At 62.7% G+C, this 21,208-nt stretch carries 24 protein-coding genes and 1 pseudogene; 15 read left to right on the top strand and 10 right to left on the bottom strand.

All coding sequences use genetic code 11. The features are described from left to right. Positions 1–145: 145 nt before the first annotated feature. The 3 genes from J0663_RS00715 to J0663_RS00705 all read right to left on the bottom strand — a co-directional run bounded on the left by J0663_RS00715 (position 146) and on the right by J0663_RS00705 (position 2,584). Entirely contained in the window at positions 146–457 is a 312-nt protein-coding gene (locus J0663_RS00715; RefSeq protein ID WP_207242589.1) for a MocE family 2Fe-2S type ferredoxin, read from the bottom strand. After that, positions 454–1,488, bottom strand: a complete 1,035-nt coding sequence (locus tag J0663_RS00710) for a sterol desaturase family protein (protein ID WP_207242588.1) — start codon at positions 1,486–1,488, stop codon at positions 454–456. The genes J0663_RS00715 and J0663_RS00710 overlap by 4 nt, the downstream gene beginning before the upstream one ends. 94 nt (positions 1,489–1,582) lie before the next feature. Continuing rightward, positions 1,583–2,584: a LacI family DNA-binding transcriptional regulator gene (locus tag J0663_RS00705; protein WP_207242587.1), complete on the bottom strand. Its 1,002-nt coding sequence runs from the start codon at positions 2,582–2,584 to the stop codon at positions 1,583–1,585. 248 nt (positions 2,585–2,832) lie between these two features. Between J0663_RS00705 and J0663_RS00700 the strand changes: the two genes are divergently transcribed. Both J0663_RS00700 and J0663_RS00695 read left to right on the top strand, forming a co-directional pair. Next, on the top strand, positions 2,833–3,525 hold the full coding sequence (locus tag J0663_RS00700) for a type 1 glutamine amidotransferase domain-containing protein (protein ID WP_207242586.1): 693 nt from the start codon (positions 2,833–2,835) through the stop codon (positions 3,523–3,525). Positions 3,526–3,743: 218 nt separating this feature from the next. Next, the gene (locus J0663_RS00695) at positions 3,744–4,187 is read left to right on the top strand and encodes an SRPBCC family protein (protein ID WP_207242585.1); all 444 of its coding nucleotides are present in this window, start codon (positions 3,744–3,746) and stop codon (positions 4,185–4,187) included. 147 nt (positions 4,188–4,334) lie between these two features. On the opposite strand, the pseudogene J0663_RS00690 reads toward J0663_RS00695, so the two are convergent. Both J0663_RS00690 and J0663_RS00685 read right to left on the bottom strand, forming a co-directional pair. Then, positions 4,335–4,544: pseudogene (locus J0663_RS00690) on the bottom strand (hypothetical protein); the annotation flags it as partial. Positions 4,545–4,725: 181 nt separating this feature from the next. Beyond that, complete coding sequence (locus J0663_RS00685) at positions 4,726–4,899, bottom strand: hypothetical protein (RefSeq protein ID WP_020921649.1); 174 nt, start codon at positions 4,897–4,899, stop codon at positions 4,726–4,728. Positions 4,900–5,025: 126 nt separating this feature from the next. Between J0663_RS00685 and J0663_RS00680 the strand changes: the two genes are divergently transcribed. Both J0663_RS00680 and J0663_RS00675 read left to right on the top strand, forming a co-directional pair. Then, entirely contained in the window at positions 5,026–5,226 is a 201-nt protein-coding gene (locus J0663_RS00680; RefSeq protein ID WP_207242584.1) for a hypothetical protein, read from the top strand. A 1-nt stretch (position 5,227) separates the two neighbouring features. Continuing rightward, complete coding sequence (locus tag J0663_RS00675; RefSeq protein WP_207242583.1) at positions 5,228–5,437, top strand: hypothetical protein; 210 nt, start codon at positions 5,228–5,230, stop codon at positions 5,435–5,437. 64 nt (positions 5,438–5,501) lie between these two features. On the opposite strand, the gene J0663_RS00670 is transcribed toward J0663_RS00675, so the two are convergent. Then, entirely contained in the window at positions 5,502–6,392 is an 891-nt protein-coding gene (locus J0663_RS00670; protein ID WP_207242582.1) for an SDR family oxidoreductase, read from the bottom strand. Positions 6,393–6,483: 91 nt separating this feature from the next. On the opposite strand from J0663_RS00670, the gene J0663_RS00665 reads away from it, so the two are divergent. Further along, positions 6,484–7,308, top strand: a complete 825-nt coding sequence (locus J0663_RS00665; RefSeq protein ID WP_207242581.1) for a helix-turn-helix transcriptional regulator — start codon at positions 6,484–6,486, stop codon at positions 7,306–7,308. A 154-nt stretch (positions 7,309–7,462) separates the two neighbouring features. On the opposite strand, the gene J0663_RS00660 is transcribed toward J0663_RS00665, so the two are convergent. Both J0663_RS00660 and ftsZ read right to left on the bottom strand, forming a co-directional pair. Next, on the bottom strand, positions 7,463–7,873 hold the full coding sequence (locus J0663_RS00660; RefSeq protein WP_207242580.1) for a hypothetical protein: 411 nt from the start codon (positions 7,871–7,873) through the stop codon (positions 7,463–7,465). Positions 7,874–7,991: 118 nt separating this feature from the next. Further along, complete coding sequence (ftsZ, locus tag J0663_RS00655) at positions 7,992–9,014, bottom strand: cell division protein FtsZ (RefSeq protein ID WP_207242579.1); 1,023 nt, start codon at positions 9,012–9,014, stop codon at positions 7,992–7,994. 314 nt (positions 9,015–9,328) lie between these two features. Between ftsZ and J0663_RS00650 the strand changes: the two genes are divergently transcribed. Then, positions 9,329–9,763, top strand: a complete 435-nt coding sequence (locus tag J0663_RS00650) for a hypothetical protein (protein ID WP_207242578.1) — start codon at positions 9,329–9,331, stop codon at positions 9,761–9,763. A gap of 236 nt (positions 9,764–9,999) precedes the next feature. On the opposite strand, the gene J0663_RS00645 is transcribed toward J0663_RS00650, so the two are convergent. Then, positions 10,000–10,995, bottom strand: a complete 996-nt coding sequence (locus J0663_RS00645) for an AraC family transcriptional regulator (protein WP_207244391.1) — start codon at positions 10,993–10,995, stop codon at positions 10,000–10,002. Positions 10,996–11,097: 102 nt separating this feature from the next. Between J0663_RS00645 and J0663_RS00640 the strand changes: the two genes are divergently transcribed. From J0663_RS00640 to J0663_RS00625, 4 genes are all read left to right on the top strand, one after another. Next, complete coding sequence (locus J0663_RS00640; protein WP_207242577.1) at positions 11,098–11,466, top strand: DsrE family protein; 369 nt, start codon at positions 11,098–11,100, stop codon at positions 11,464–11,466. Positions 11,467–11,579: 113 nt separating this feature from the next. Beyond that, positions 11,580–12,860, top strand: a complete 1,281-nt coding sequence (gene blh / locus J0663_RS00635) for a bifunctional sulfur transferase/dioxygenase Blh (RefSeq protein ID WP_207242576.1) — start codon at positions 11,580–11,582, stop codon at positions 12,858–12,860. Positions 12,861–12,969: 109 nt separating this feature from the next. After that, entirely contained in the window at positions 12,970–13,539 is a 570-nt protein-coding gene (locus J0663_RS00630) for a hypothetical protein (RefSeq protein ID WP_207242575.1), read from the top strand. 108 nt (positions 13,540–13,647) lie between these two features. Continuing rightward, positions 13,648–14,571: an MYG1 family protein gene (locus tag J0663_RS00625; RefSeq protein ID WP_207242574.1), complete on the top strand. Its 924-nt coding sequence runs from the start codon at positions 13,648–13,650 to the stop codon at positions 14,569–14,571. A gap of 184 nt (positions 14,572–14,755) precedes the next feature. Here J0663_RS00625 and J0663_RS00620 read toward each other — a convergent pair whose 3' ends face one another. Further along, positions 14,756–16,123 carry a lactonase family protein gene (locus J0663_RS00620; protein ID WP_207242573.1) on the bottom strand — a complete coding sequence of 456 codons (1,368 nt, stop codon included), beginning with the start codon at positions 16,121–16,123 and terminating at the stop codon, positions 14,756–14,758. 132 nt (positions 16,124–16,255) lie between these two features. Between J0663_RS00620 and J0663_RS00615 the strand changes: the two genes are divergently transcribed. The 5 genes from J0663_RS00615 to J0663_RS00595 all read left to right on the top strand — a co-directional run bounded on the left by J0663_RS00615 (position 16,256) and on the right by J0663_RS00595 (position 21,206). After that, complete coding sequence (locus J0663_RS00615) at positions 16,256–17,134, top strand: LysR family transcriptional regulator (protein ID WP_246590344.1); 879 nt, start codon at positions 16,256–16,258, stop codon at positions 17,132–17,134. Positions 17,135–17,292: 158 nt separating this feature from the next. Next, positions 17,293–17,682 (top strand): c-type cytochrome, encoded by a 390-nt coding sequence (locus J0663_RS00610; RefSeq protein WP_246590343.1) that lies wholly within the window; start codon positions 17,293–17,295, stop codon positions 17,680–17,682. A gap of 145 nt (positions 17,683–17,827) precedes the next feature. After that, complete coding sequence (locus tag J0663_RS00605; RefSeq protein WP_207242571.1) at positions 17,828–18,643, top strand: cytochrome c oxidase subunit II; 816 nt, start codon at positions 17,828–17,830, stop codon at positions 18,641–18,643. A 74-nt stretch (positions 18,644–18,717) separates the two neighbouring features. Beyond that, a complete protein-coding gene (gene ctaD, locus J0663_RS00600; RefSeq protein ID WP_207242570.1) occupies positions 18,718–20,496 on the top strand; it encodes a cytochrome c oxidase subunit I in 1,779 nt (592 codons plus the stop codon). Next, positions 20,493–21,206, top strand: coding sequence for a cytochrome c oxidase subunit 3 (locus J0663_RS00595; RefSeq protein WP_207242569.1), 714 nt, complete (start codon positions 20,493–20,495; stop codon positions 21,204–21,206). The genes ctaD and J0663_RS00595 overlap by 4 nt, the downstream gene beginning before the upstream one ends. Positions 21,207–21,208: the final 2 nt, after the last annotated feature.

Raw genomic sequence — 21,208 nt, 5'->3', positions numbered from 1 at the left:
ATTGATTTCACGTCATCCTCCCGTGGGTACCGGGTCACCCGGTTTTCTCTCGGAGGCCCATCCGGGCCAATCGGAATGCCCTATCTCTTTGTTTTCACCGCAATTCCGGACGCAAAACCGCTAGACATTTTTGCTGGAATTTGCTCTAGCCGAGCGCTACGCGAACCTCCCCGTCGACCACCTCCGCCGGATAGGTTTTCAGGTTCTCGCAGGCCGGCAGCCTCAGCGCTTCACCCGTGCGGTAATCGAAAGCGCCCGAATGTTTCGGGCACTCGACCTCGAAGTCCATGACCAGTCCGTCGGCGAGATGGATCGCCTCGTGCGTGCAGAGCCCGGCCGTGCAGTAGACGCTGTCATCCGGGCCACGGTAGATCGCGTAGGTGCGTCCCCCATGATCGAAGCGGATGGCGCCTTCCTGTTCGATGTCGTCGAGTTTGCCAGCTGAAATCCAGGTCATTCGGCGGCTCCTTCGGCTTCCAGGCGGGCTTTGCGGGCTGCGAGCTTTTCCTTGCGCCTGCGATAACGTTCCTGCATCTGCGCCTCGCCTTCGGGGGAGCCGTCGTGCCAGGTGCCGAACCACTTATCGAGCGGGATCAGGGCGTCGCCGTAATTCACCTCGAAATATTTGTGATGGAGGTAGTGAGCATAGGCGTGGCTATCGACCAGTCTGTCCTTGCCGATCTCGACCTTGTCGAAGCCGACATGGCCGGGAATTGCCCCGAAGCCGGCATAATGCAGCTGATAGAGCATGATCATCGGGTTGGAGGGCAGAATTAGGTGGTAAAATGCCGTTCCGAAATAGAGCAGGTGCTCGACCGGGTGCATCGACAGCGACGACCAGGGCGAGGGGTTGACGGAATTGTGGTGGACCGAATGCACCCATTTGTAGAGGAAGGGCGTGTGGATGAGCCGGTGAATGCAGAAGAAGTGGAACTCGTGAATGATCGGCACCACCAGCGCGACGCATGCCAGCGTCCACGGATTTTCCGCAAAGCCGAGCCACGGCGCATATCCGTTGGCATAGGCCCAGAGCATGCCGACCTCGACGGCGGTCCAGATCATGACGCCCGATAGGAAGGTGCGCAGGATATTGTCGAGGTTCTGGCTTTGGAACCAGAAGGCGTTGCTTTTCTGTTCGGCAGGAAACTTGCCATTATATTTGAAGCGGTTTTCCTGACGCTTCAACACATAGAGATGCAGTTCGAAGGCGCCGTAGAAGAGGAAGACCGCGATCGCGTTGACGGCGTAAAGCCGGGAGATCCAGCCGAGGCTGAGGGTCTGCATCGTTTCGACCGGGGGGATGATCCAGGCCCAATAGGCGAGCGCGGACACCGCAAAAATCAGGTTCCAGGGAAGGAAATAGTGCGGCAGCCATTTCAGGATTGCCGCCAGTTGCGGGGGAAAAGTGAAAAGCGGCGCGGTTTCGGCCGGCTGGTTCGGCGCCCAATCGCCGCGTTTGTTACGCTTGCCGAAGTTCAGATCATCCATTGGCATCTCCTCCGGGCGCCGGAGGTCTCCGCGCCCGCCTCTGTTTTTAGCAGGGGGGATTTCGAATGCCGAAGCCTTCCTTGATCTGATTAGATCAAAGCCCTTCCTTCGTGATGGTGATGAAACGGATCGGTGCCTGGTCCGGCTCGATATCGGTCAAGCCGATGCGGTGCAGGATGAGGTCGATTGCGCGCCGCGCCTGCGCTTCCGGTGCCTGGTCCAGCACCACGTCCATGATGCCATCCTTCAGCGCCGCACGGGTATAGTCCGTCAATTCATGTCCGACGAAGAACACCTCGCCGCCGCGCGGATGCCGGCGAAGCACTTCAATGAGAGCGGCATTGGCGCCGCCGGCATTGTAGAGGCCGGCAAGGCCGGGATACCTCTCCAGGGCCGACCACAAAAGATCGGCGCTGGTGCGCTCATCATCGCCGCCAAATCCCAGCCATTCGAAACTGGAGGTGCCGGGATGATCGCGAAAATAGTCCGAAAAGCCGCGGATCCGATCGCGATGCACCTGATAGATGGGATGGCAGATCGCAACCACAGGCCCGCTTCGAGGGGCCATTCGGCTGATGAAGAGGGCGGCCGTCCGGCCAGCGGCATTGTTGTCGATGCCGACGAATTCTCCGAGGCGCTCGGAAGCTCGGGTGACGACGTGGACCACGGGCAGACCCTGCGCATTGACCTTTTCAACCGCGGCGCTGATCAAGGGGCTGCTTGGCACGGCAAGGATCAAGCCGGCACGTGGACGATCGGTGGACAGGATGCGTCGCGCGATCACCTCCGGGTTCATCTCGTCGGTGAAACTGCGGTGCACGACGACCAATGGGTCGAGGGTTGCCGCAATCCTTTCGAAGGCATGGGAGAGGCGACGATAGAAGCTCGTTTCCGGACGCACCATCAGCACCTCTATCCGAAGCAGGCCGCGATGGGTGTCGGGAAGCTTGCGCGGGTAATCAAGGCGGCGTGCGGCGGATATGACCTTCTCGACCAGCTCCGGACGAACGCCCCCGCGTCCGTTCAGGACCCGCTCGACCGTGGCTGTTCCGACGCCGGCATGGCGGGCGATATCCCGATAATTTGGCTTGCTCACTGTCCAAGTCCTTCGGATGCTGATGCGATCTGGCCGATCCTATGGGCAATCTCTCCTTCTTCATACACCCGCGCCTCAAAACTCACAGAGGCAAGTCGGTGGGCGCCATTGGCAGAAGGGAAAGCTTGTGTCGCGGGTGCCGCCGCTCTATGATTTTTCCCAGTTCAGCATGAGATTGCAGGCAGTAATTCACCGTTAAACCGGACGCGGATGGTTTTGTCCTCCGGGCCGGGTCGAAGGAGCTGGCAATGAAAATTCTCATGGTTCTCACATCGCATGATCAGCTGGGAAATACCGGCAAGAAAACCGGCTTCTGGCTCGAGGAGCTCGCGGCGCCTTACTTCGTCTTCCGTGACGCCGGGGCCGAGATCGTGCTCGCTTCACCGAAAGGGGGCCAGCCCCCGCTCGATCCGAAGAGCAACGAGCCGGCGTTCCAGACGGAAGACACGAGGCGATTTGAAAGAGATCCGGCCGCGACGGCTGCGCTCGCGAATACGTTGAGACTGGCTGACATCGATCAGACGAATTATGACACTGTGTTCTTCCCCGGCGGCCATGGCCCGCTCTGGGACCTGACGAACGACCGCAATGCGCACGCGCTGATCGAAGAGATGCTTGCGGCGGGAAAGCCGCTGGCGCTTGTCTGCCACGCGCCGGGAATCCTGACCAATGTCAAAGCGCCGGATGGCGGACCGATCGCGAAGGGGCGGACGGTGACCGGCTTTACCAATTCGGAGGAGGCGGCCGTCCAACTCGTCGAGGTCGTGCCCTATCTGCTCGAAGACGTGCTGAGAGAGCAGGGGGCGAAGTTTTCGGCGACAGAGGACTGGGCCGTGCACGTCGTCCAGGACGGGTTGCTGATCACCGGACAGAACCCGGCCTCGTCGAAGCAGGCCGCACGCCTGTTGCTCAACGCGCTGGGCGGGCAGGCAGCCGCCTGAAACACATGGGCGGGCGCCGCCTGCAGTGACAGACGAAGGGTGACCTGGCATGAGCAGGAAATATACCGGGAAATGGGCCTGCAGTTCGTAGGCATGCTCAGCTGACGCCCGCACGGTACCGAGTGATTTTTCTTGAAGAAGGGACCGATCCGCTGTCGGATCACCGAAGGCTCATCCGTCCTTAGCGCGTTCATTCCGTTCACCAAAGGATCACCACAATGCCGAACACCATACGCCTGCACCGCGTTTTCGCGACCAGCCCGGAAAAGGTCTATCGCGCCTTCATCGAGGCAGATGCGCTCGCAAAATGGCTTCCGCCGAACGGCTTCCTCTGCACCGTACATCACCTGGAGCCGGCCGTCGGGGGCACCTTCAGAATGTCTTTCCGCAACTTCACGACCGGCAACAGCCACGCCTTCGGCGGCGAATTTCTCGAGCTCGTTCCGGGCGAGCTCGTTCGCTATACGGACAAGTTCGAAGACCCGAACCTGCCGGGCGAAATGGAGGTCACCGTGACGCTGAAGAAAGTCTCGGTCGGCACCGAGGTGGATATTACCCAGGCCGGCGTGCCCGACGTCATTCCGCCCGAGGCCTGTTACCTCGGCTGGCAGGAGTCGCTCCGCAATCTTGCCCGGATCGTCGAGCCTGATATCGACGAATAATGCGGTTGCGCCAGTTTGACAGCGGCACCGCGCAGCCACGCCTGCTTGTTTCTCGGCGCTCTGCCTCTCCGCCGGTTATTCCCGCGATATCCTCGGAATGAGGGTGGAGAGGTGGGCGCGCTGACCTCAAGAGAAAGCGGACATGCCCTAAAGTGTGATCCCGCGCTTGGCGAGCGCTTGGCGCGCCGCCGTCGCCCCCCGTTCCTCTTCAGGGTCGCGGCCTTCGATCTCGGCTTCGGCGATCGCCGTCGCGCGGACCAGCGGCACGGAGCCGAAAGGCATGCCGTCGATGCGGCTGGGGTCGCGGCTCAGTATGATGCGGGTCAGTGGCGCGTAATCCTCCGTAAGCCGACAGAACGCCGATCAATGACGGGCTCGATCGGCATGGGCATATCGTCTTGCGCCAGCAGCGAGAACTCTGCGCTCATTCCACTGCTGGGCTGAGGGAAAGCTTTGCGCCCAGGTCACTGGGCGCAAAGGGCTCTTCGGGTGGAGAGCGTCATTTCGCCGGCAACGCGTTGCCGGCAGCTTGTCGAGCTCAATTGCTGCCGTCGTTCGGCCGGGCCTTGGCGCTGTCGTTGGTGGTATCCGACGCTGTTTTTCCATCCGGTTGCTGACCGAAATAGGTGCCGCCGAGGTGGCCGCCGGCACTGGTGTTCCTCACCTGCTGCTCAGCGCGTTTTTGAAGTTCACGAACGTTGGTCTTGCTCATGTTCGGCTCCTTTTTCGAGGTTCACGACCCTTCACCAACCGATAGGGACCGACCCGGTTCCATATTTTCTGCCGGAACACTTCCCGACTTCGGCGGTTTTCCCTACTCAAACCAAGGAGAACGAAGATGGGCATGACGACACCCAGGGACGGCGCTCCAGGCACCACCGATCAGTCCCCCCGCTGGGAAGGGCCGAAGGGCAACAAGCCGCGCGGCTACCTGAAGGCCAAGGATGACCCGGACAAGAACCGCGACGCCAACGCCGAAAACAACCGCGACCCCGAAATGAAGGATTTCAGCGACGCGATGAAGCAGAAAGGTGAATGACATGGCCGACCCGAAAAAGGATGCGGCGGGCCAGTTCGCCAAATCCCAGGCCGACCGGAAAGCCAGCGGCGTGGCGAGTGCCAAGCCGACCGTGATCACCGGCTCGGAAGACGCTACCGTCAACAAATACCCGCCCGGCAAGAAGAAGCCGGAGAAGGACTGGGACATCAACTACGATCCCGCCGATATGAACGAGGGGCGGACGCGCTGAGCTGTCAGCGCACCCGCCTTAAACTCATGCTGAGGCGTGGAGACCGCCCCTATTGCCACGCTGGCTATTCGCCGAAATAAGCCGGGTGGTCGATATCGGTTAGCAGGCGCGGTTCCGTCGGCTGCCAGCCGAGGAGGGCGCGGGTGTGGGCGCTCGCGGCCGGCACGTCGAAGCCGGCGAACATTCCGAACCAGCCGAAATGCCCAGCCGCCTCTTCCCTCGACAGCGAGACCGTGGGCAAGTCGAGCCGCCGGCCGATGAGTTCGGCGATCTCCCGAAACCGCACGCCTTCTTCCGCCACGGCCAGGAAAGGGCCGCCCACGGCGCCGCGCTCCAGCGCCAGGCGGTAGACGCGGGCGGCATCGAGTCGATGCACTGCGGGCCAGCGGTTCTGCCCTTCGCCGATATAGGCGGAGACGCCCGTTCGCCGGGCGAAATCGATCAGAATCGGTACGAAGCCATGGTCGCCATGGCCGTGCACCGACGGCGGCAGCCGCACGGTAGAGGCGCGCACGCCGCGCGCGGCAAGCGATACGGCGGTGATTTCGGAGGCGCGGGGATAGGTCTCGGTGGTCGGCATGGGCGGGTCCTTCTCGGTGCCGACGCGCCCCGGCGCATGGCCAAGGCCCGCAGTGACCAGCAGCGGGCGGCCGGAGCCTCGCAGAGCTTCGCCGAGCGCCTCGATGGCGCGCCGGTCAAGGGCGCAGTTTTCGGCGAATTTTGAGAAATCATGGTTGAAGCCGGTGTGGATCACGCCATCGGTTTCGGCGGCACCGCGTTTCAGACTTTCCAGATCCTCGAGCGTACCGCGATGGACTTCGGCGCCAACGGCCCTCAGCTCTTCAGCACCCTTTTGCGAGCGGGTCAGGCCAAGCACCTGATGGCCGGTCGCGATCAATTCCTTGACGACGGCCGAGCCGACCCAGCCTGTGGCTCCGGTTACGAATACGCGCATGTCGATACCTCCGTTTTGGATGGAGACACATATCGGCCGATGCTATATCCTGGTAAAGTAGTGACTTTATCATGGTATAAAGGCTAACAGGATGAGCGACTTCGTTACCTCTGAGAACCGATTGGGCGCCTATCTTAGAGACCGCCGCGGCAAGCTCGATCCTGCCAGCTTCGGCTTTGGTGGCGAACGCCGCCGCACGCCGGGCCTGCGCCGTGAGGAGGTGGCAAGCCGTGCCAATATCAGCCCGACCTGGTACACCTGGCTGGAGCAGGGCCGAGGGGGCGCGCCTTCGGCCGACGTGCTCGACCGGATTTCGCGGGCGCTGATGCTGACCGATGTCGAGCGCGAGCATCTCTTCCTCATCGGCCTCGGTCGACCACCCGAGGTGCGCTATCACAGGCACGAGGGTGTGACGCCGCGCCTGCAGGGCGTGCTCGATGTCCTGGACCCCAGCCCGGCGCTGATCCGAAACGCCATCTGGGACGTGATCGCCTGGAACCGGGCGGCAACCGTGCTTCTGACCGATTACGGCGCGCTGCCGCCCGAAGAGCGAAATGTGCTGCGCTTCATCTTCCTCGACCCACGCGTGCGCGCCGCTCAGGACGACTGGGAAAGCGTCGCCCGCTTCGTCGTCGCCGCCTTTCGAGTGGACGCCGCCCGCGCCGGTGCGGCCGAGCAGGTGAAGCCGCTGGTCGACGAACTCTGCCGCAGGAGCCCGGAGTTCCTGGCGATGTGGCGCGACAACGATGTGCGCACCCATGGCGAGGGCGTCAAGCGCATCAAACATCCCGTGCTCGGGCTGCTTTCCTTCGAATATTCGTCCTTCCAGGTGGATGGGCGGCCGGACCTCAGCATGGTGGTGTACAACCCGGCGACGGCGGAGGATACGGCGAAGATCAAGAGCTTGCTGGGGTGAAACGTTTGGCGCTCGTCATTGTCAATCCCGACGAATCTCCCACGCGAAGTTTCCAGAACCGCCGGAATAACGATGCGCTGCAGCCTGGGGGCCGTCTAGAAGAGTTGCTGCTTGGCACCGAGGCTGTTCGACAGCCGGCGTCGGGCAGAGGCGCTCACTTGACCACCTTCACGCTCAACGCGCCTTCTTCGATTTTCCCTTCTTCATAGGGGGAGCGGATGACGAGCTGGTCGCTGCCAGTGTAGCCGGGGTTGGCCGTATAATAGCCGACGACGCCATTGACCTTGATGGTTTCGCATTTCGAGGCTTGTCCGTCGAGCTTGGGGAAGAGCGGTTCGTGGACGATTTCGAGGCGGCCGTGCTTGGGTCGCTCGACGATATCCATGGCGGGGTAATCGATGTGGCGGCAGTCGTCGTCGATATGCCAGTTCTTGGCTACCAGCGTTCTCACGCCGCTGCGCACGGTGATCGACAGTGACTGCCGCCGGAGAACGTCGGAGGTGGTCGTGCAGCTCGAAAGGGGAACCGTTGCTGAGAGTATGATAATTATAATTAGGTTTTTCAATTTCGTATTCTCAGATTCCGGCGAGGCTCTCTCGTAAGCTTTGATGGGGCATCTTTGCGTTTGGCGGGCGGGATCTATCCGGCCAGTGCCGTGACTGGCCGGTATAGCTGTTGGCAGTTTACTGCAGCGTACGCGTCTGGACCTGTTCTGCGGTTGCATGAGGAGCGGATGCGGGAACGGGGCTCCCTTCCAGGCCGGTCGCCACGACCGAAACGCGGAACTTGCCGTCGAGGCTGCGGTCGAAGATCGCGCCGACGACGATATCGGCGTCGTCCTGCACTTCGTCGCGGATCCGGCTTGCCGCCTCGTCCACTTCGAACAGCGTCATGTCGGAGCCGCCCGAAATCGAGACCAGCACGCCCCTGGCGCCCTTCATCGAGATATCGTCGAGAAGCGGGTTGGCGATCGCTGCTTCGGCCGCCTTCATCGCCCGGCTTTCGCCGGCGGCTTCACCAGTCCCCATCATTGCCCGGCCCATGCCGCGCATGACCGATTTGACGTCGGCGAAGTCGAGGTTGATCAGGCCTTCCTTGACGATCAGGTCGGTAATGCAGCCAACGCCGGCATAGAGCACACGGTCGGCGGTCATGAAGGCATCGGCGAAGGTGGTTTTCGCATCGGCAATGCGGAAGAGATTTTGGTTGGGAATGACGATGACCGTATCGGCCGCCTGGCGAAGCGCCTCAATGCCGATTTCCGCTGTTCGCATGCGGCGGTTGCCCTCGAAGGTGAAGGGCTTGGTGACGACGCCGACCGTCAGGATGCCGGCCGCGCGTGCGGCGCGCGCGATGACGGGCGCCGCCCCTGTGCCCGTTCCGCCGCCCATGCCGGCAGTGACGAAGCACATGTGTGATCCGGAAAGGTGATCCATGATTTCGTCGATCGACTCTTCGGCGGCCGCATGGCCGACCTCAGGCAGCGAACCGGCGCCCAATCCCTCGGTCACATTCGCGCCCAGCTGGATGCGGCGCGACGCCTTGGACGTGGCCAGCACCTGGGCGTCGGTATTCGCGGCGACGAATTCGACGCCTGCGAGCTTTTCCGCGATCATATTGTTGATCGCATTGCCGCCGCCGCCGCCGACGCCGACAACGGTGATTTGCGGCCGCAGCCCGGTAATGCCGCTCTTGGCGTCCGTCATCGCACTCTCCTTTGATCTTTCGTTCCCGCACGCCCTCGTTGCGGACAGCGAATCGACGTCGAGCATAGTCGCCCAACAAGGCAGAGGCGAGGCGAAAGAAGTGGCGACGCCTTCGAGGGTGCGAAGCTTTGTCAGCCTTTTGTCCGGGATGCCGAAATGGCCGGCGCGGCGGCGTCTCCTCCCGCCGGACTGGCTTTTGGCAGGCGGGCGTCGTGCCGCGCTGCATATTTCGATCACAAGCTCCGATGGGCGTGAACCAAAGCCGCGCCGCAGTGTTTAAAGACATGCGTCTCGTCTCTGAAAGGAATGTTGCCATGCAAAGACTGCTGCTATCAGGTCTTGCCCTTGCCGCATTGGCCGGCACCGCCTTCGCCCAACAGCCGCCCACGCCACCACCCGCTGCGCCTCCGCCCGCTGCACCTGCACCCGCCGCGCCGCCACCCGCCGCGGCACCGCCCGCCGCGACCGAGCCGGAGTCATCACCTGCGCCTGATGACGAGAGGGTGATGCGCGGCGGGCCGGATGAGCCGTCCAGAGACCGCCCCGATTACCGGTGGCATGGTTCGAGAGGCGATATGGGCTTTCACGGCTTCCGCGGTCATCGCATGCCGCCGCCGTCCAAGGCCGCCCATTTCGAGATCGACGATGGAAACACCCGGATCGACCTGAAATGTGCCGAGGATGAACCGATGAAGGCATGCGCCGAGCTGCTGCTCCAGGTGATCGATCGCCTGCAGGGGCAGGATTGACTTGAGTGTCCGTCAAAGCATGTTGATCGCGCAAGGTCTGCACCAGCTTCGGGTGGAAGAAGGCAATCATTGATTCCTCCCAGGACTTAATGCCGACCGATTTTCAGCATGAACAGCCCCGCCCATGATAGGCGGGGCTTTTTGCTGGCCGGCTGCAGGCGCGCGGTGCCGTCTCGCGATCATGGCGAAGCCAGCCCGGGCGGCAATCGCACTGACCATCATGTTGACCCGATTGCTCAGCCTCGTGCCATCGCTCGCCATGCCGCTGGCGGAGTGGCAAAGGCGCGGGAGAAGGCGCGATTGAAAGCGGCTTCGGTGGCGTAGCCGGCGTCGTAGGCGATGGACGCAATCGGCCGGGCCGTGGTGGCGAGCGCCATGCTGGCGAGGGTGAGACGCCAATCCCTGACATAGCGGATGGGCGAGGTCGCGAGGACGGCCTGGAAGCGGTCGGCGAACGCGCTGCGCGAGAGGTTGGCTGCCGCCGCCAACAGCTCCAGCGACCAGTCGCGGCCGGGATCGCCGTGGATAAGGGAAAGACAGCGCGACAGGGCGGGGTCGGCAAGCGCGGCGAGCCAGCCTGTTGCCTGGGGCGCGGCTCTGCTGATCTGGTGGCGCAGGATCTCGATGAAGATGATCTCCGTCAGCCGCGGCAGCATGGAGACGCCGCCGGCGCGCGGCCGGTCGACCTCCTCGACCATCTGGCAGATGGTGGCGCGCAGCCAATCGCCGTCATTGGCGGTACGAGTTCTCACATGGATGAGCTTCGGCAGTGCCTGGCGCAAAGGACCGAAGCTCAAGCCGTCCCACTGCAGATAGCCGCAGAGCAGCCGTACCCCATGTGCCGCCTCACCATAGCGCAGCACCGGAATCTCGCGCCACGGCTTTTGGGGCAGGTCGCGGGTCGGCAGCACCAGCATGCCGTCTTTGCCCGCGCCAAGCTGATGGCCGGTAGCGAAGGGAAAGACCAGCACGTCGCCGGCCTCCAGAGCGGTCTCTTCGCCTTCTGCTTTCAGCCAGCAGCTTCCGGCCACGACGATGTGAAAGGGCATGGTGCCGGCGGCCTTGGCCGAAAGGGCTGCCAATGTTGGCGCCGCATCCGTCTGCCAGTCGCCTGTCGGCATGAAGCAGAATTGCAACGAGCCGGAAAGGCGGATGCTCGAGAGCAGCGCTGAAAGCACGTCGTCGCGCGCGACACCCCGAGCGTCTGGATTTTCGGGCAAGGCTTCGAGCATTCCGGCCAAATACGCGCCCCGCGCATCCTCCTATCCTGGGTTCGTTCACGCCAAGCGGACAGCTTCGCCTGGGATGAAATGTCAACTCACTGGGAGAATACTATGCAAACGCCAAGCGACAAACTGGTCGTGCTCATCACCAAGGGCATCGAATCCGAACTGTCCTCCGTCGCCTTCACCATTGCCAATGGCGGCATCACCGCCGGGCTGAAGGTCTCCGTGTTCCTCACGAGTACCGGGATCGACCTGGTGCGCAAGGGCGGCCAGCGCATGACGCATGTGCCGCCGCTCGACCCGCTGTCGAGCCTGATCGAAAGTTTCCAGCAGCGCGGCGGCACGATCTGGGCTTGCCCGCCCTGCGTGACCTCGCGTGGTTACACGCAGGAAGACATGCTCGACGGCGTCGTCATCGTCGGCGCCAGCGCCATGCACGCCGAGATCAAGCAAGGAGCGGCAACGCTGTCGTTTTGAGGAGCCGGGCGAGTGCGATAGAGACGCGTCTATTCTTGCGCTCGGCAATATACTTGTGAGATTGTATCGATATACATGCAATGCTGCATGATCGGGGCAGCGCGGAGGCTTCGATGATGTCCGTGAGGGTCAATGAGCGACTATCGGTGGCGGGCCAGCCCGCTGCCGCCGGTTTTGCCGCTTTCGCAGAGCAGGGCTTTGCCGGCGTCATCAATGCCCGGCCGGATGGCGAAGAGCCGGGGCAACCCGGCAATGCGGCGGAAAAGGCTTCGGCCGCTGCCGCCGGGCTTTCCTACAGTTTCGTGCCGGTGAAGGGGAGCGAGATCACCGAGGCCGATATCCGTGCTTTCCAGGCGGCGATGGCCGATGCAAACGGGCCGGTCGTCGCCCATTGCAAGAGCGGCACGCGGGCACTGACGCTCTATGCGCTGGGTGAGGTGCTCGACGGGCGGATGCAGTCGGCCGATGTCGAGAGCTTCGGCAGGGGCCTCGGCTTCGATCTTGGCGGTGCGGGCCGCTGGCTGGAAAGGGCGGCAAGCCAAATTCCTGAGGTGAAGGCTTTCTTCGAGCCCCGCACCTGCAGCGTGCAATATGTCGTTTCCGACCCGCTGACCAAACGCAGTGCCATAGTCGATCCGGTGCTCGATTTCGACGAGACGTCGGGCTCGACGGCGACAAAGAGCGCCGACGCAATCCTCGCGCATATTGAGAGCGAGCGGCTGACGGTCGAGTGGATCCTCGACACGCATCCGCATGCCGATCATTTCTCCGCCGCCCATTATCTGAAGGGAAAGACCGGCGCGCCGACGGCGATCGGAGCCCACGTCACCGAGGTGCAGGCCCTCTGGAAGGAGATCTACAACTGGCCGGCGCTCGCAGCCGACGGCTCGCAATGGGATCGGCTATTTGCCGATGGCGATGCCTTCGGGATCGGCGGGCTTACGGCCCGCGTGATGTTTTCGCCCGGCCATACGCTGGCCTCGGTGACCTATCTGATCGGCGACGCGGCTTTTGTGCACGATACGGTATTCCCGCCGGATTCGGGGACTGCGCGGACGGATTTCCCGGGCGGTAGTGCGACCGCCCTCTGGCGCTCGATCCAGGCGATCCTGTCGCTGCCGGACGAGACACGGCTCTTTTCCGGCCATGACTACCAGCCGGGCGGTCGTCACCCGCGCTGGGAAAGCACGGTCGCCGCCCAGAAGCGCGCCAACCCGCACATTGCAGGTATCGACGAGGCCGGCTTCGTGGCGCTGCGCCAGGCGCGCGATTGCACGCTGCCCAAGCCGAAGCTGATGCTGCATGCGCTGCAGGTCAATATCCGCGGCGGGCGGCTGCCCGAGCCGGAGGGAAATGGACGGCGGTATCTTAAAATTCCGCTGGATGCTTTGTAGACAAGGCCGGTGGTAAATTCCGTCATCCCGACCTCACTGGCCTTTTTTCCGGACGGGCGTATGATTTTTCGGGGCGCGCGCGTGCACCCCGGTCGAATGGAGTTTTGTGATGCTCGAACGCCATCAGCTTCCTCTGCGCCCCGTCCTTCCCGGGTTCGCCATCGCCTGGATCGTGATCATTTCAGGTACCAGTGTTGCTCTCAGCCTTCTTTTTGCCTGCGTGACGCCCTTCGTGGCACTGGCGGCGGTGTCCGCAGTTATGCTCCCTCGGCGGATAGCGGTCGCAACCGTCCTGCTGGCATGGCTCGCCAACCAGATTGTCGGGTATCTCGTGCTCGGCTATCCCCAGACCTGGGACAGCTATGCGTGGGGTCTGGCGATCGGTGTCGCTGCATTCGCATCTCTGGTTGCGGCGCTCGGGATGTTTCGTCTCGCGACCGCCGTTCCTGCAACGGTCATCGGTGCCTTCATTGCCGGTTTTGTTGCTTATGAGGGCGTGCTCTTTGTCGCAACCACGGTGCTTCCATCAGGCGACGGCGCGTTTTCGGCATCTGTTGTGGCTGACATCCTGCTGATCAATGTTCTCGCCGCGATCGGATTGATTTGCCTTCATGCAGGTGTGGCCGCCGGCGGTGCGCTCGTTGCGGGACGCCCGGAACCGGCGCTGCCTCAAAGCTGAATGGCGCTGAGTGAAATGCAAAGCATGGGTTGAGATGGGAACCGGCAACGGTTATCTGGTGCCGACTCCCAAGCGGACATTCCGCGAACCACAAGGCGCACAGCTCCGATGATCCCCGATTTCCTCGTCACCCATTCCGGTGGCTTCCATGCCGACGAATTGCTGTCGAGCGTCATCCTGACTCGGCTTTTCCCGCAGGCGCGTCTGATCCGCAGCCGGGCGCCGGAATGGATTACGCCAGGCCCGGACCGGATCATCTATGATGTCGGCGGAGCCTACGACCCTGCTACGGGCGTATTCGATCATCACCAGCGCGCCGCGCCGCTGCGCGACGATGGCCAGCCCTATAGCTCGTTCGGTCTGATATGGAAGCATTACGGCCGGGAATATCTCGCAGCCTCCGGTCTTCCCGAAGATCATGTCGAGGCCCTCCACGCCTCTTTCGACACCGGTTTCGTGTTGCCGATCGACCTGACCGACAATGGCGCGCTGAGCCCCTCGGGTCCTTTGGCGGGCCTGACGCTGCCGGCGCTGCTGGAGACCCTGAAACCGGTGTTCGATGAGGCGGAGCCCGAGGCTGACGATCGCGCCTTTCACTCGGCGCTGAGCATAACTCGCAGTTTCGTAGAGGCGGGGATCGCCCAGAGCGCCGCAAAACTGCGGGCCGAGGCGATCGTGTATCGGGCGATCGCGGCTGCGGGGCAGGGGCGTGTTCTGGAATTGCCGAGGGGAATGCCCTTCCGGCCGGCCATCGTCAAGGCCGGCGCCGATCACCTGCTGTTCGTCGTCCACCCGCGCGAAAACGATTGGTGCGTGACCGGCATTCGCCGCGGCCAAGAGGGATTCGAGCTGCGAGCCGACCTGCCGGCGGTCTGGGCCGGACTTGCGAATGGCGAGCTGGAAGCGGCTTGCGGCATAAAGGGCGCAAGCTTTTGCCATAACGGCCGCTTCATCGCCGCCGCCAAGACCCGGGCGGCGGCCCTTGCCATGGCCGAATTGGCGGTAAAGCAGGCGCTTTCCGTCGAGGTGTAGTTCAAATGGCAGCAGCTGAGGCCGCTTCATACCGCGGGAGCTTTCCTTCATCGTCGCTGTCGCAAGATTTGTTGACGGAAAGCGATCGCTTTGCCTGATGTTTGCGACAGCTCGGGATAGGCGACTTCGCGGCTGCTAGGAATAGCGCATCCGGAATGTCACCGACGTTGAACTTTCAGACATCCTATGGTGCGAGATCGACATGATGTGCGCCGTGCGGCAGCGGCACGCGGCCGAGCCGGCTGAGCGTCGGCCGGTCGCCTTTTTCAACGCGGAAGACCTCGAGCCCCGGGCCGGCCTCAGGCAGGGATCCATCATGGCCCTGAAAAACAGTGACAAGGAAATGGTCTCCTGTTCGATCGAATGCACCGCCCTCCGGCAGGACTCCCTCGAAGGAATAGTCTGCGCGCTTGGAGATGGCACCGGTTGCCGGGTCGAAGCTCAGAAGCGTGACGCTGGCGTTGCGGTGGAAGCGGGCCGAGCCGGGCGGGAAGGCGGTGCCGCGCATATTGACGGTAGCGACGAGCCGGCCATCCGGGCTGATGGCTATACCCTCGGAGGAGAAGTCAGTCTCAGCGGCGCCGACAAGGTTGTGGCGTGCCGGTCGATGCGATTCCGCGGGATTGGCGAGCCTGATGACGCTGATCGTCGACGGTGTCTGCGGAATGCGGCCCTCCAGGTTCGTCGCAGCGAAGTTCCGGCCCCAGTTCGCGGTTAGATAATGGCGCCCGTCCGGCGTGAAGCGCCCGACGAAGGGATCTGCGCCGACCTTCACGACATTCCCCCAGGGACGCAGCATGGGCGCGTCGTCGCCGCCGATGACCTCGAAGAAGGCGACACGGCTTTGGGTATTGATGTTGACCGCCAGGAAGCGGCCTGAAGGATGCCAGTGGACGTTGGTCGCGGTCACGCCACCGCGCGGGGCCGGTGCGGGTCCCGTCACCCCCAGGTCGGCGAGGTCGAAACGAGCGAGGTGGCCGAAGCGACCGTTTCGATAGGCCACGATCTGGACGAAGCTCGCCTCCGGCGTGTTAGAGACGACGGCGATGCTCTCTCCGTCAGGGCTGATCGACAAAGCCTCGGGAAAGGCTTCAATCTCGATCGTGGCGGAGAGACGTGGGGCGCTGTCCGAAAGATCGACCGCGAAAAGCCGCCGGCCCGGCGGCAGGTCGCCGATCCTTTTACCACCCTCCGGACGCTCCCCCAGCCTTTCCGTGACGAAAGCAGTTCTCCCATCTTTGGTGAGTGCCAGGATTTCTGGCGCCGAGGTCACCGAATTGGAGATCGGTATCGAGCGAGTGACGATCTTGTTCTCAGCTTGCGACATGATAGTCAGCAGGTCGCGATAGCCTGCTTCTCGCGGTGCAAGCTCAGCGGTGCCATAGGTTTGGGCAAGGAAATCGCCGTCGGAGATGACGGCGATCCGACTTGCCGAAACACGGCCGAGAATCTCAGAAGCTGCTTTTGCGCCCCCGGCCGCTTGCGTGCTATCGGGCGCGGCAAGGCTAAAGGCGATGGCGAACGTCGCAGCGGCGAGGATTGGTCCGTTCATAACACTGCTCCCTTGTTGGCGGTCCTTAAAAATGCCGCCGATGCTGATAATCCTCCAATTGGAATTAAGCCGCCTGTGATAGGCGTTTTGCATTAGGAGGGTATCCTGGATATTCGTACGCTCGCCTGTTTCGTGGCCGTTGCCGAAGACCTCCATTTTCGCCGCGCCGCGGAACGGATGAACCTGACACAGCCGGCGCTCAGCCAGCGGATACGGGCGCTGGAAGGCGAGGTCGGAGCCGATCTTTTCGAGCGTGACAGGCGCGGGGTAGCGCTGACGCCGGCGGGCGCGGCCTTCCTCGGCCCAGCCCGCGAAGCGGTGCGGCACGCCAACATGGCGAAGGCCGAAGCGCTGCGGGCGGTGCGCGGCGAGGTCGGGCGCTTGCGGCTAGGCTTTACGCCGATCGCCTTTTACGGCGTTCTGCCGGAAGCGGTGCAGGCGTTTCGTATCCGTCATCCGCAAGTCGAGGTCGATCTCATCGAGATGAGTTCGCCCAAAGTGGAAGCCGCGCTTGCGTCGGCTGACATCGACCTCGGCGTGCTGCATCCGCCGGTTTCGCGGGATCTCATTCTTTACGCCCTGCCGGACGAGCCGTTCGTTCTGGCGCTTCCGGCGACGCACCGGCTAGCGGAGCAGGCGGTCATCCGCGTCGCCGATCTTGCTCACGAGCCGCTATTGATTGCACCGCGGAGTATCGGCCCCAGTATTTACGACCGGGTGATTGCCCTCTTCACTGCCGAGGGGATCAGTCCCCGGATTGTCCAAGAGGTGACGCCTATGACCACATTGGTTGGACTCGTCGCGGCCGGAACCGGTCTGGGCTTCGTCACCTCCAGCATCGGGAGGGCGACCCGACCGGGTGTTGCCTATCGCCCTGTCCTCCCGCCGCCGCCATCCCTGCCGATCGCGGCGGCGTGGCACCCGCCTACATTGTCAGCCAGCGGCGAGCGCTTCCTGGAAGTCGTGAGGGTATTGGTCGAGCAGGGCGAATTTGCCAGAGCGGCGTCATGAACGGCGGCGCGCGGTGGTGAGCGGCCCCGTTGCAATCGTGGAAGCGATTGACTTGCATCCGCGAAGGACTAACTTTATCACAAAGCAACCACCACCCCCGCGCGAATGATGGCCGAGGGTGAGAGTGGCTGGCGACCTTGAGGAGGATGAGGTTTGCCGTGGACTACCGTGTTGTTCTGCTGATTGCTACATCCGTTGTTGCCCTTTTTCCTGCTGACGCCGGAGCGCAGGAAGGCGATGCAACGGCTGGCGCCACCGTTTTCAAGAAATGCGCGACCTGTCATGTGGTCGAGTCCGACACGAACAAGGTCGGTCCGTCGCTGAAAGGGCTGTTCGGCCGCAAGGCCGGAACGCATCCGGGTTTTGCCTATTCAAGCGGGATGAAGGCGGCCGGCGAGGGTGGCCTCGTCTGGGACGAGGCGACGTTGCGCGACTATCTGCACAATCCGAAAGCGAAGGTGAAGGGCACGAAGATGGCCTTCGTCGGAGTGAAGGACGATCAGGAAATCACCAATCTCGTCGCTTATCTCAAGCAATATTCCAAATGAGAGGCAATACTCCAAATGGCGGGTTGCGGCCGGTTAGCAATGGCTAAATCGCCGTAATTGCCGATATTTTCTATCTGTGCGATAATAAATACGGACTTTTTACGGAATGCGCTTTCACGGTCAACCTGCTCGAGGAGGAGCGGAAATGGCTGTCGTGCTGATCCTCGTCCTGCTTGTCGTCGGCTCCGTGCTGTTCCATGTGCTGAGCCCCTGGTGGTGGACGCCGATCGCGTCCAACTGGAGCTATATCGACAGCACCCTTGTCATCACCTTCTGGATCACCGGCATCGTCTTCGTGGCGGTGATTTCCTTCATGGCCTATTGCGTCTACCGCTTCCGGCACAAGCCGGGCAACCGCGCGCATTACGAGCCTGAAAACCGCAAGCTGGAGGTGATGCTCGCCTCGGGAACGGCGGTCGGCGTGGCGGCCATGCTCGCCCCAGGCCTCATCGTGTGGAACCAGTTCATCTCGGTGCCCGCCGATGCCGCATCGATCGAAGTCGTCAGCCAGCAATGGCTGTGGAGTTTCCGCCTGCCCGGGGCAGACGGAAAGCTCGGCCGCGCCGAAACGCGCGACATCACACCCGAAAACCCTCTCGGCCTCGACAAGAACGACGCGAACGGCCTCGACGACATCATCGTCGAAGGCGGCGAGTTGCATCTGCCGGTGGGCAAGCCGGTGCATTTCCTGCTGCGCTCCGTCGACGTGCTCCATGATTTCTACGTGCCCGAGTTCCGCGCCAAGATGGACATGATCCCCGGCATGGTCACCTATTTCTGGCTGACGCCGACGCGCACGGGCACTTTCGAGATCCTCTGCGCCGAACTCTGTGGCGTCGGCCACCCGCAGATGCGCGGCACGGTCACCGTCGACAACGACGCGGACTATCAGACCTGGCTCGGGCAGCAGCAGACATTCACCCAGCTGACGGCGTCATCGGGAGAGCCGCCGGCAAACTGAACCGGCCGGAGGCCGCGTCGGTTCATGGAACCCCCAGCGGTCACAGACCGCTCTGAAGGAAGGGAGGAGATATCATGGTCGAGATTCCGTCCGGCGGCGCAGATGTCATCCCGCCCGCCGAAGTCGAGGATGTCGAGCTCTATCATCCGAGAAGCTGGTGGACGAAATATGTGTTCAGCCAGGATGCCAAGATCATTGCCGTGCAATATTCGGTGACCGCCATCGCGATTGGCCTGGTGGCGCTGGTGCTCTCCTGGCTGATGCGGCTGCAGCTTGCCTTTCCCGGCACTTTCACCTTCATCGACGCCGATCACTATTATCAGTTCATCACCATGCACGGCATGATCATGGTGATCTATCTGCTGACCGCGCTCTTCCTCGGCGGCTTCGGCAACTATCTCATTCCACTGATGGTCGGCGCCCGCGACATGGTGTTCCCTTATGCCAACATGCTGAGCTACTGGATCTATCTGCTTGCCGTTCTGATCCTCGTCGCGGGCTTTTTCGCTCCCGGCGGCCCGACGGGAGCGGGCTGGACGCTCTACCCGCCGCAGGCGGTCCTGTCGGGCACGCCAGGCGGCAAGGACTGGGGCATCCTGCTGATGCTCTCCTCGCTGATCGTCTTCATCATCGGCTTCACCATGGGCGGGCTGAATTATGTGGTGACCGTGCTGCAGGGAAGGGCGCGGGGCATGACGCTGATGCGCATGCCGCTCACCGTCTGGGGCATCTTCACCGCGACCGTGATGGCGCTGCTGGCCTTTCCCGCACTCTTCGTCGCCTGTGTCATGATGCTGTTCGACCGCCTGCTCGGCACCAGCTTCTTCATGCCCGCCATCGTCGAAATGGGCGAGCAGCTCCAGCATGGCGGCGGCAGCCCGATCCTGTTCCAGCACCTGTTCTGGTTCTTCGGCCATCCGGAGGTCTACATCGTCGCGCTGCCGGCCTTCGGCATCGTTTCCGACCTGATCAGCACCCATGCGCGCAAGAACATCTTCGGCTACCGGATGATGGTCTGGGCAATCGTTGTCATCGGCGCCTTGAGCTTCATCGTTTGGGCGCACCACATGTATGTCAGCGGCATGAACCCGGCCTTCGGGTTCTTCTTCGCCACCACGACGCTGATCATCGCCATCCCGACGGCGATCAAGGTCTACAACTGGGTGCTGACGCTCTGGCGCGGCGACATCCATCTGACGCTGCCGATGCTCTTTGCGCTCGCCTTCATCGTCACTTTCGTCAATGGCGGCCTGACCGGACTGTTTCTCGGCAACGTCGTCGTCGACGTGCCGCTGTCGGATACGATGTTCGTCGTTGCGCATTTCCATATGGTCATGGGCGTGGCGCCGATCCTCGTCATCTTCGGGGCGATCTATCACTGGTATCCGAAGGTCACCGGGCGCATGTTGAACGAGGCGCTTGGCCAGATTCATTTCTGGGTCACCTTCCTTGGCACCTATGCGATCTTCTTTCCGATGCATTATCTCGGCCTGCTCGGCGTGCCGCGCCGTTACTTCGAGCTTGGAGAGCTCGCCTTTGTTCCGCCGTCGGCTCATACGCTGAACGTCTTCATCTCAGTCATGGCGCTCGTCGTCGGGGCGGCGCAGGTCGTCTTCTTGTTCAACTTGGTCTGGAGCCTTTCCCGGGGCAGGGAGGCCGGCGGCAATCCATGGCGGGCGACGACGCTCGAATGGCAGACGCCGCAGACGCCGCCCGCGCACGGCAACTGGGGTAAGGATCTGCCTGTCGTCTATCGCTGGGCCTATGACTACAGCGTGCCGGGCGCTGCCGAGGATTTCATTCCGCAGACGCAGCCGGCCGGCGACAGAGTAACCCGGGAGAGCCCGGCATGAACGTCACGCTGATTTTCCTTGCCGCAATCGGCGGCTTCATCGTCTGGTGGCTTGCCGGACAGCGGCTGACCTCGAAGCCCTGGCTCGAAACCGGATCGGTGCAGCTGCCGGCCCATCACAGCGCCGACCGGCGGCCCGCGCCGGCGGTGAAAATCGGCCTCTTCGTGTTCCTTGGCGTCGTGGGCGCAGTTTTCAGCCTTGCCGTCAGCGCCTATTTTATGCGCATGGCCTCGGCCGACTGGTGGGGGATGCCGGTTCCGCGCCTCCTCTGGGTGAACACGGCAGCTCTTATCTTAAGCAGCGCTGCGCTGGAATGGGCGAAAGGCGAAGCTCGGCATGGCCGCATCGAACGCCTGCGGCCGGCGCTGGCCGCTGCACTTGCCCTTGCGGTCTTCTTTCTCGTCGGACAGATCCAGGCCTGGCGCGAGCTTGCCGCGGCCGGCTACGTGCTTGCCGACAATCCCGCCAACAGCTTCTTCTACATGCTGACCGGCCTGCACGGGCTGCATATTCTCGGCGGGCTTGCCGTGCTCGCGCACACGACCGTGAAGGCCTTTGCGAGCGAGGCTGCGACGGACAGGCTCAGCCTGCGCGTCGATCTTTCGGCCATCTATTCGCATTTCATGCTTGCCGTCTGGCTCTTGCTCTTTGCGCTCTTTGCCGGATGGGCGAACGAATTCGTCGATCTCTGCCGCACATTGCTGAACTAGCG

The sequence above is a fragment of the Rhizobium lentis genome, assembly GCF_017352135.1.
Classification (GTDB): Bacteria; Pseudomonadota; Alphaproteobacteria; order Rhizobiales; family Rhizobiaceae; genus Rhizobium; species Rhizobium lentis.
This window is presented reverse-complemented; position numbering and strand designations above follow the sequence as displayed.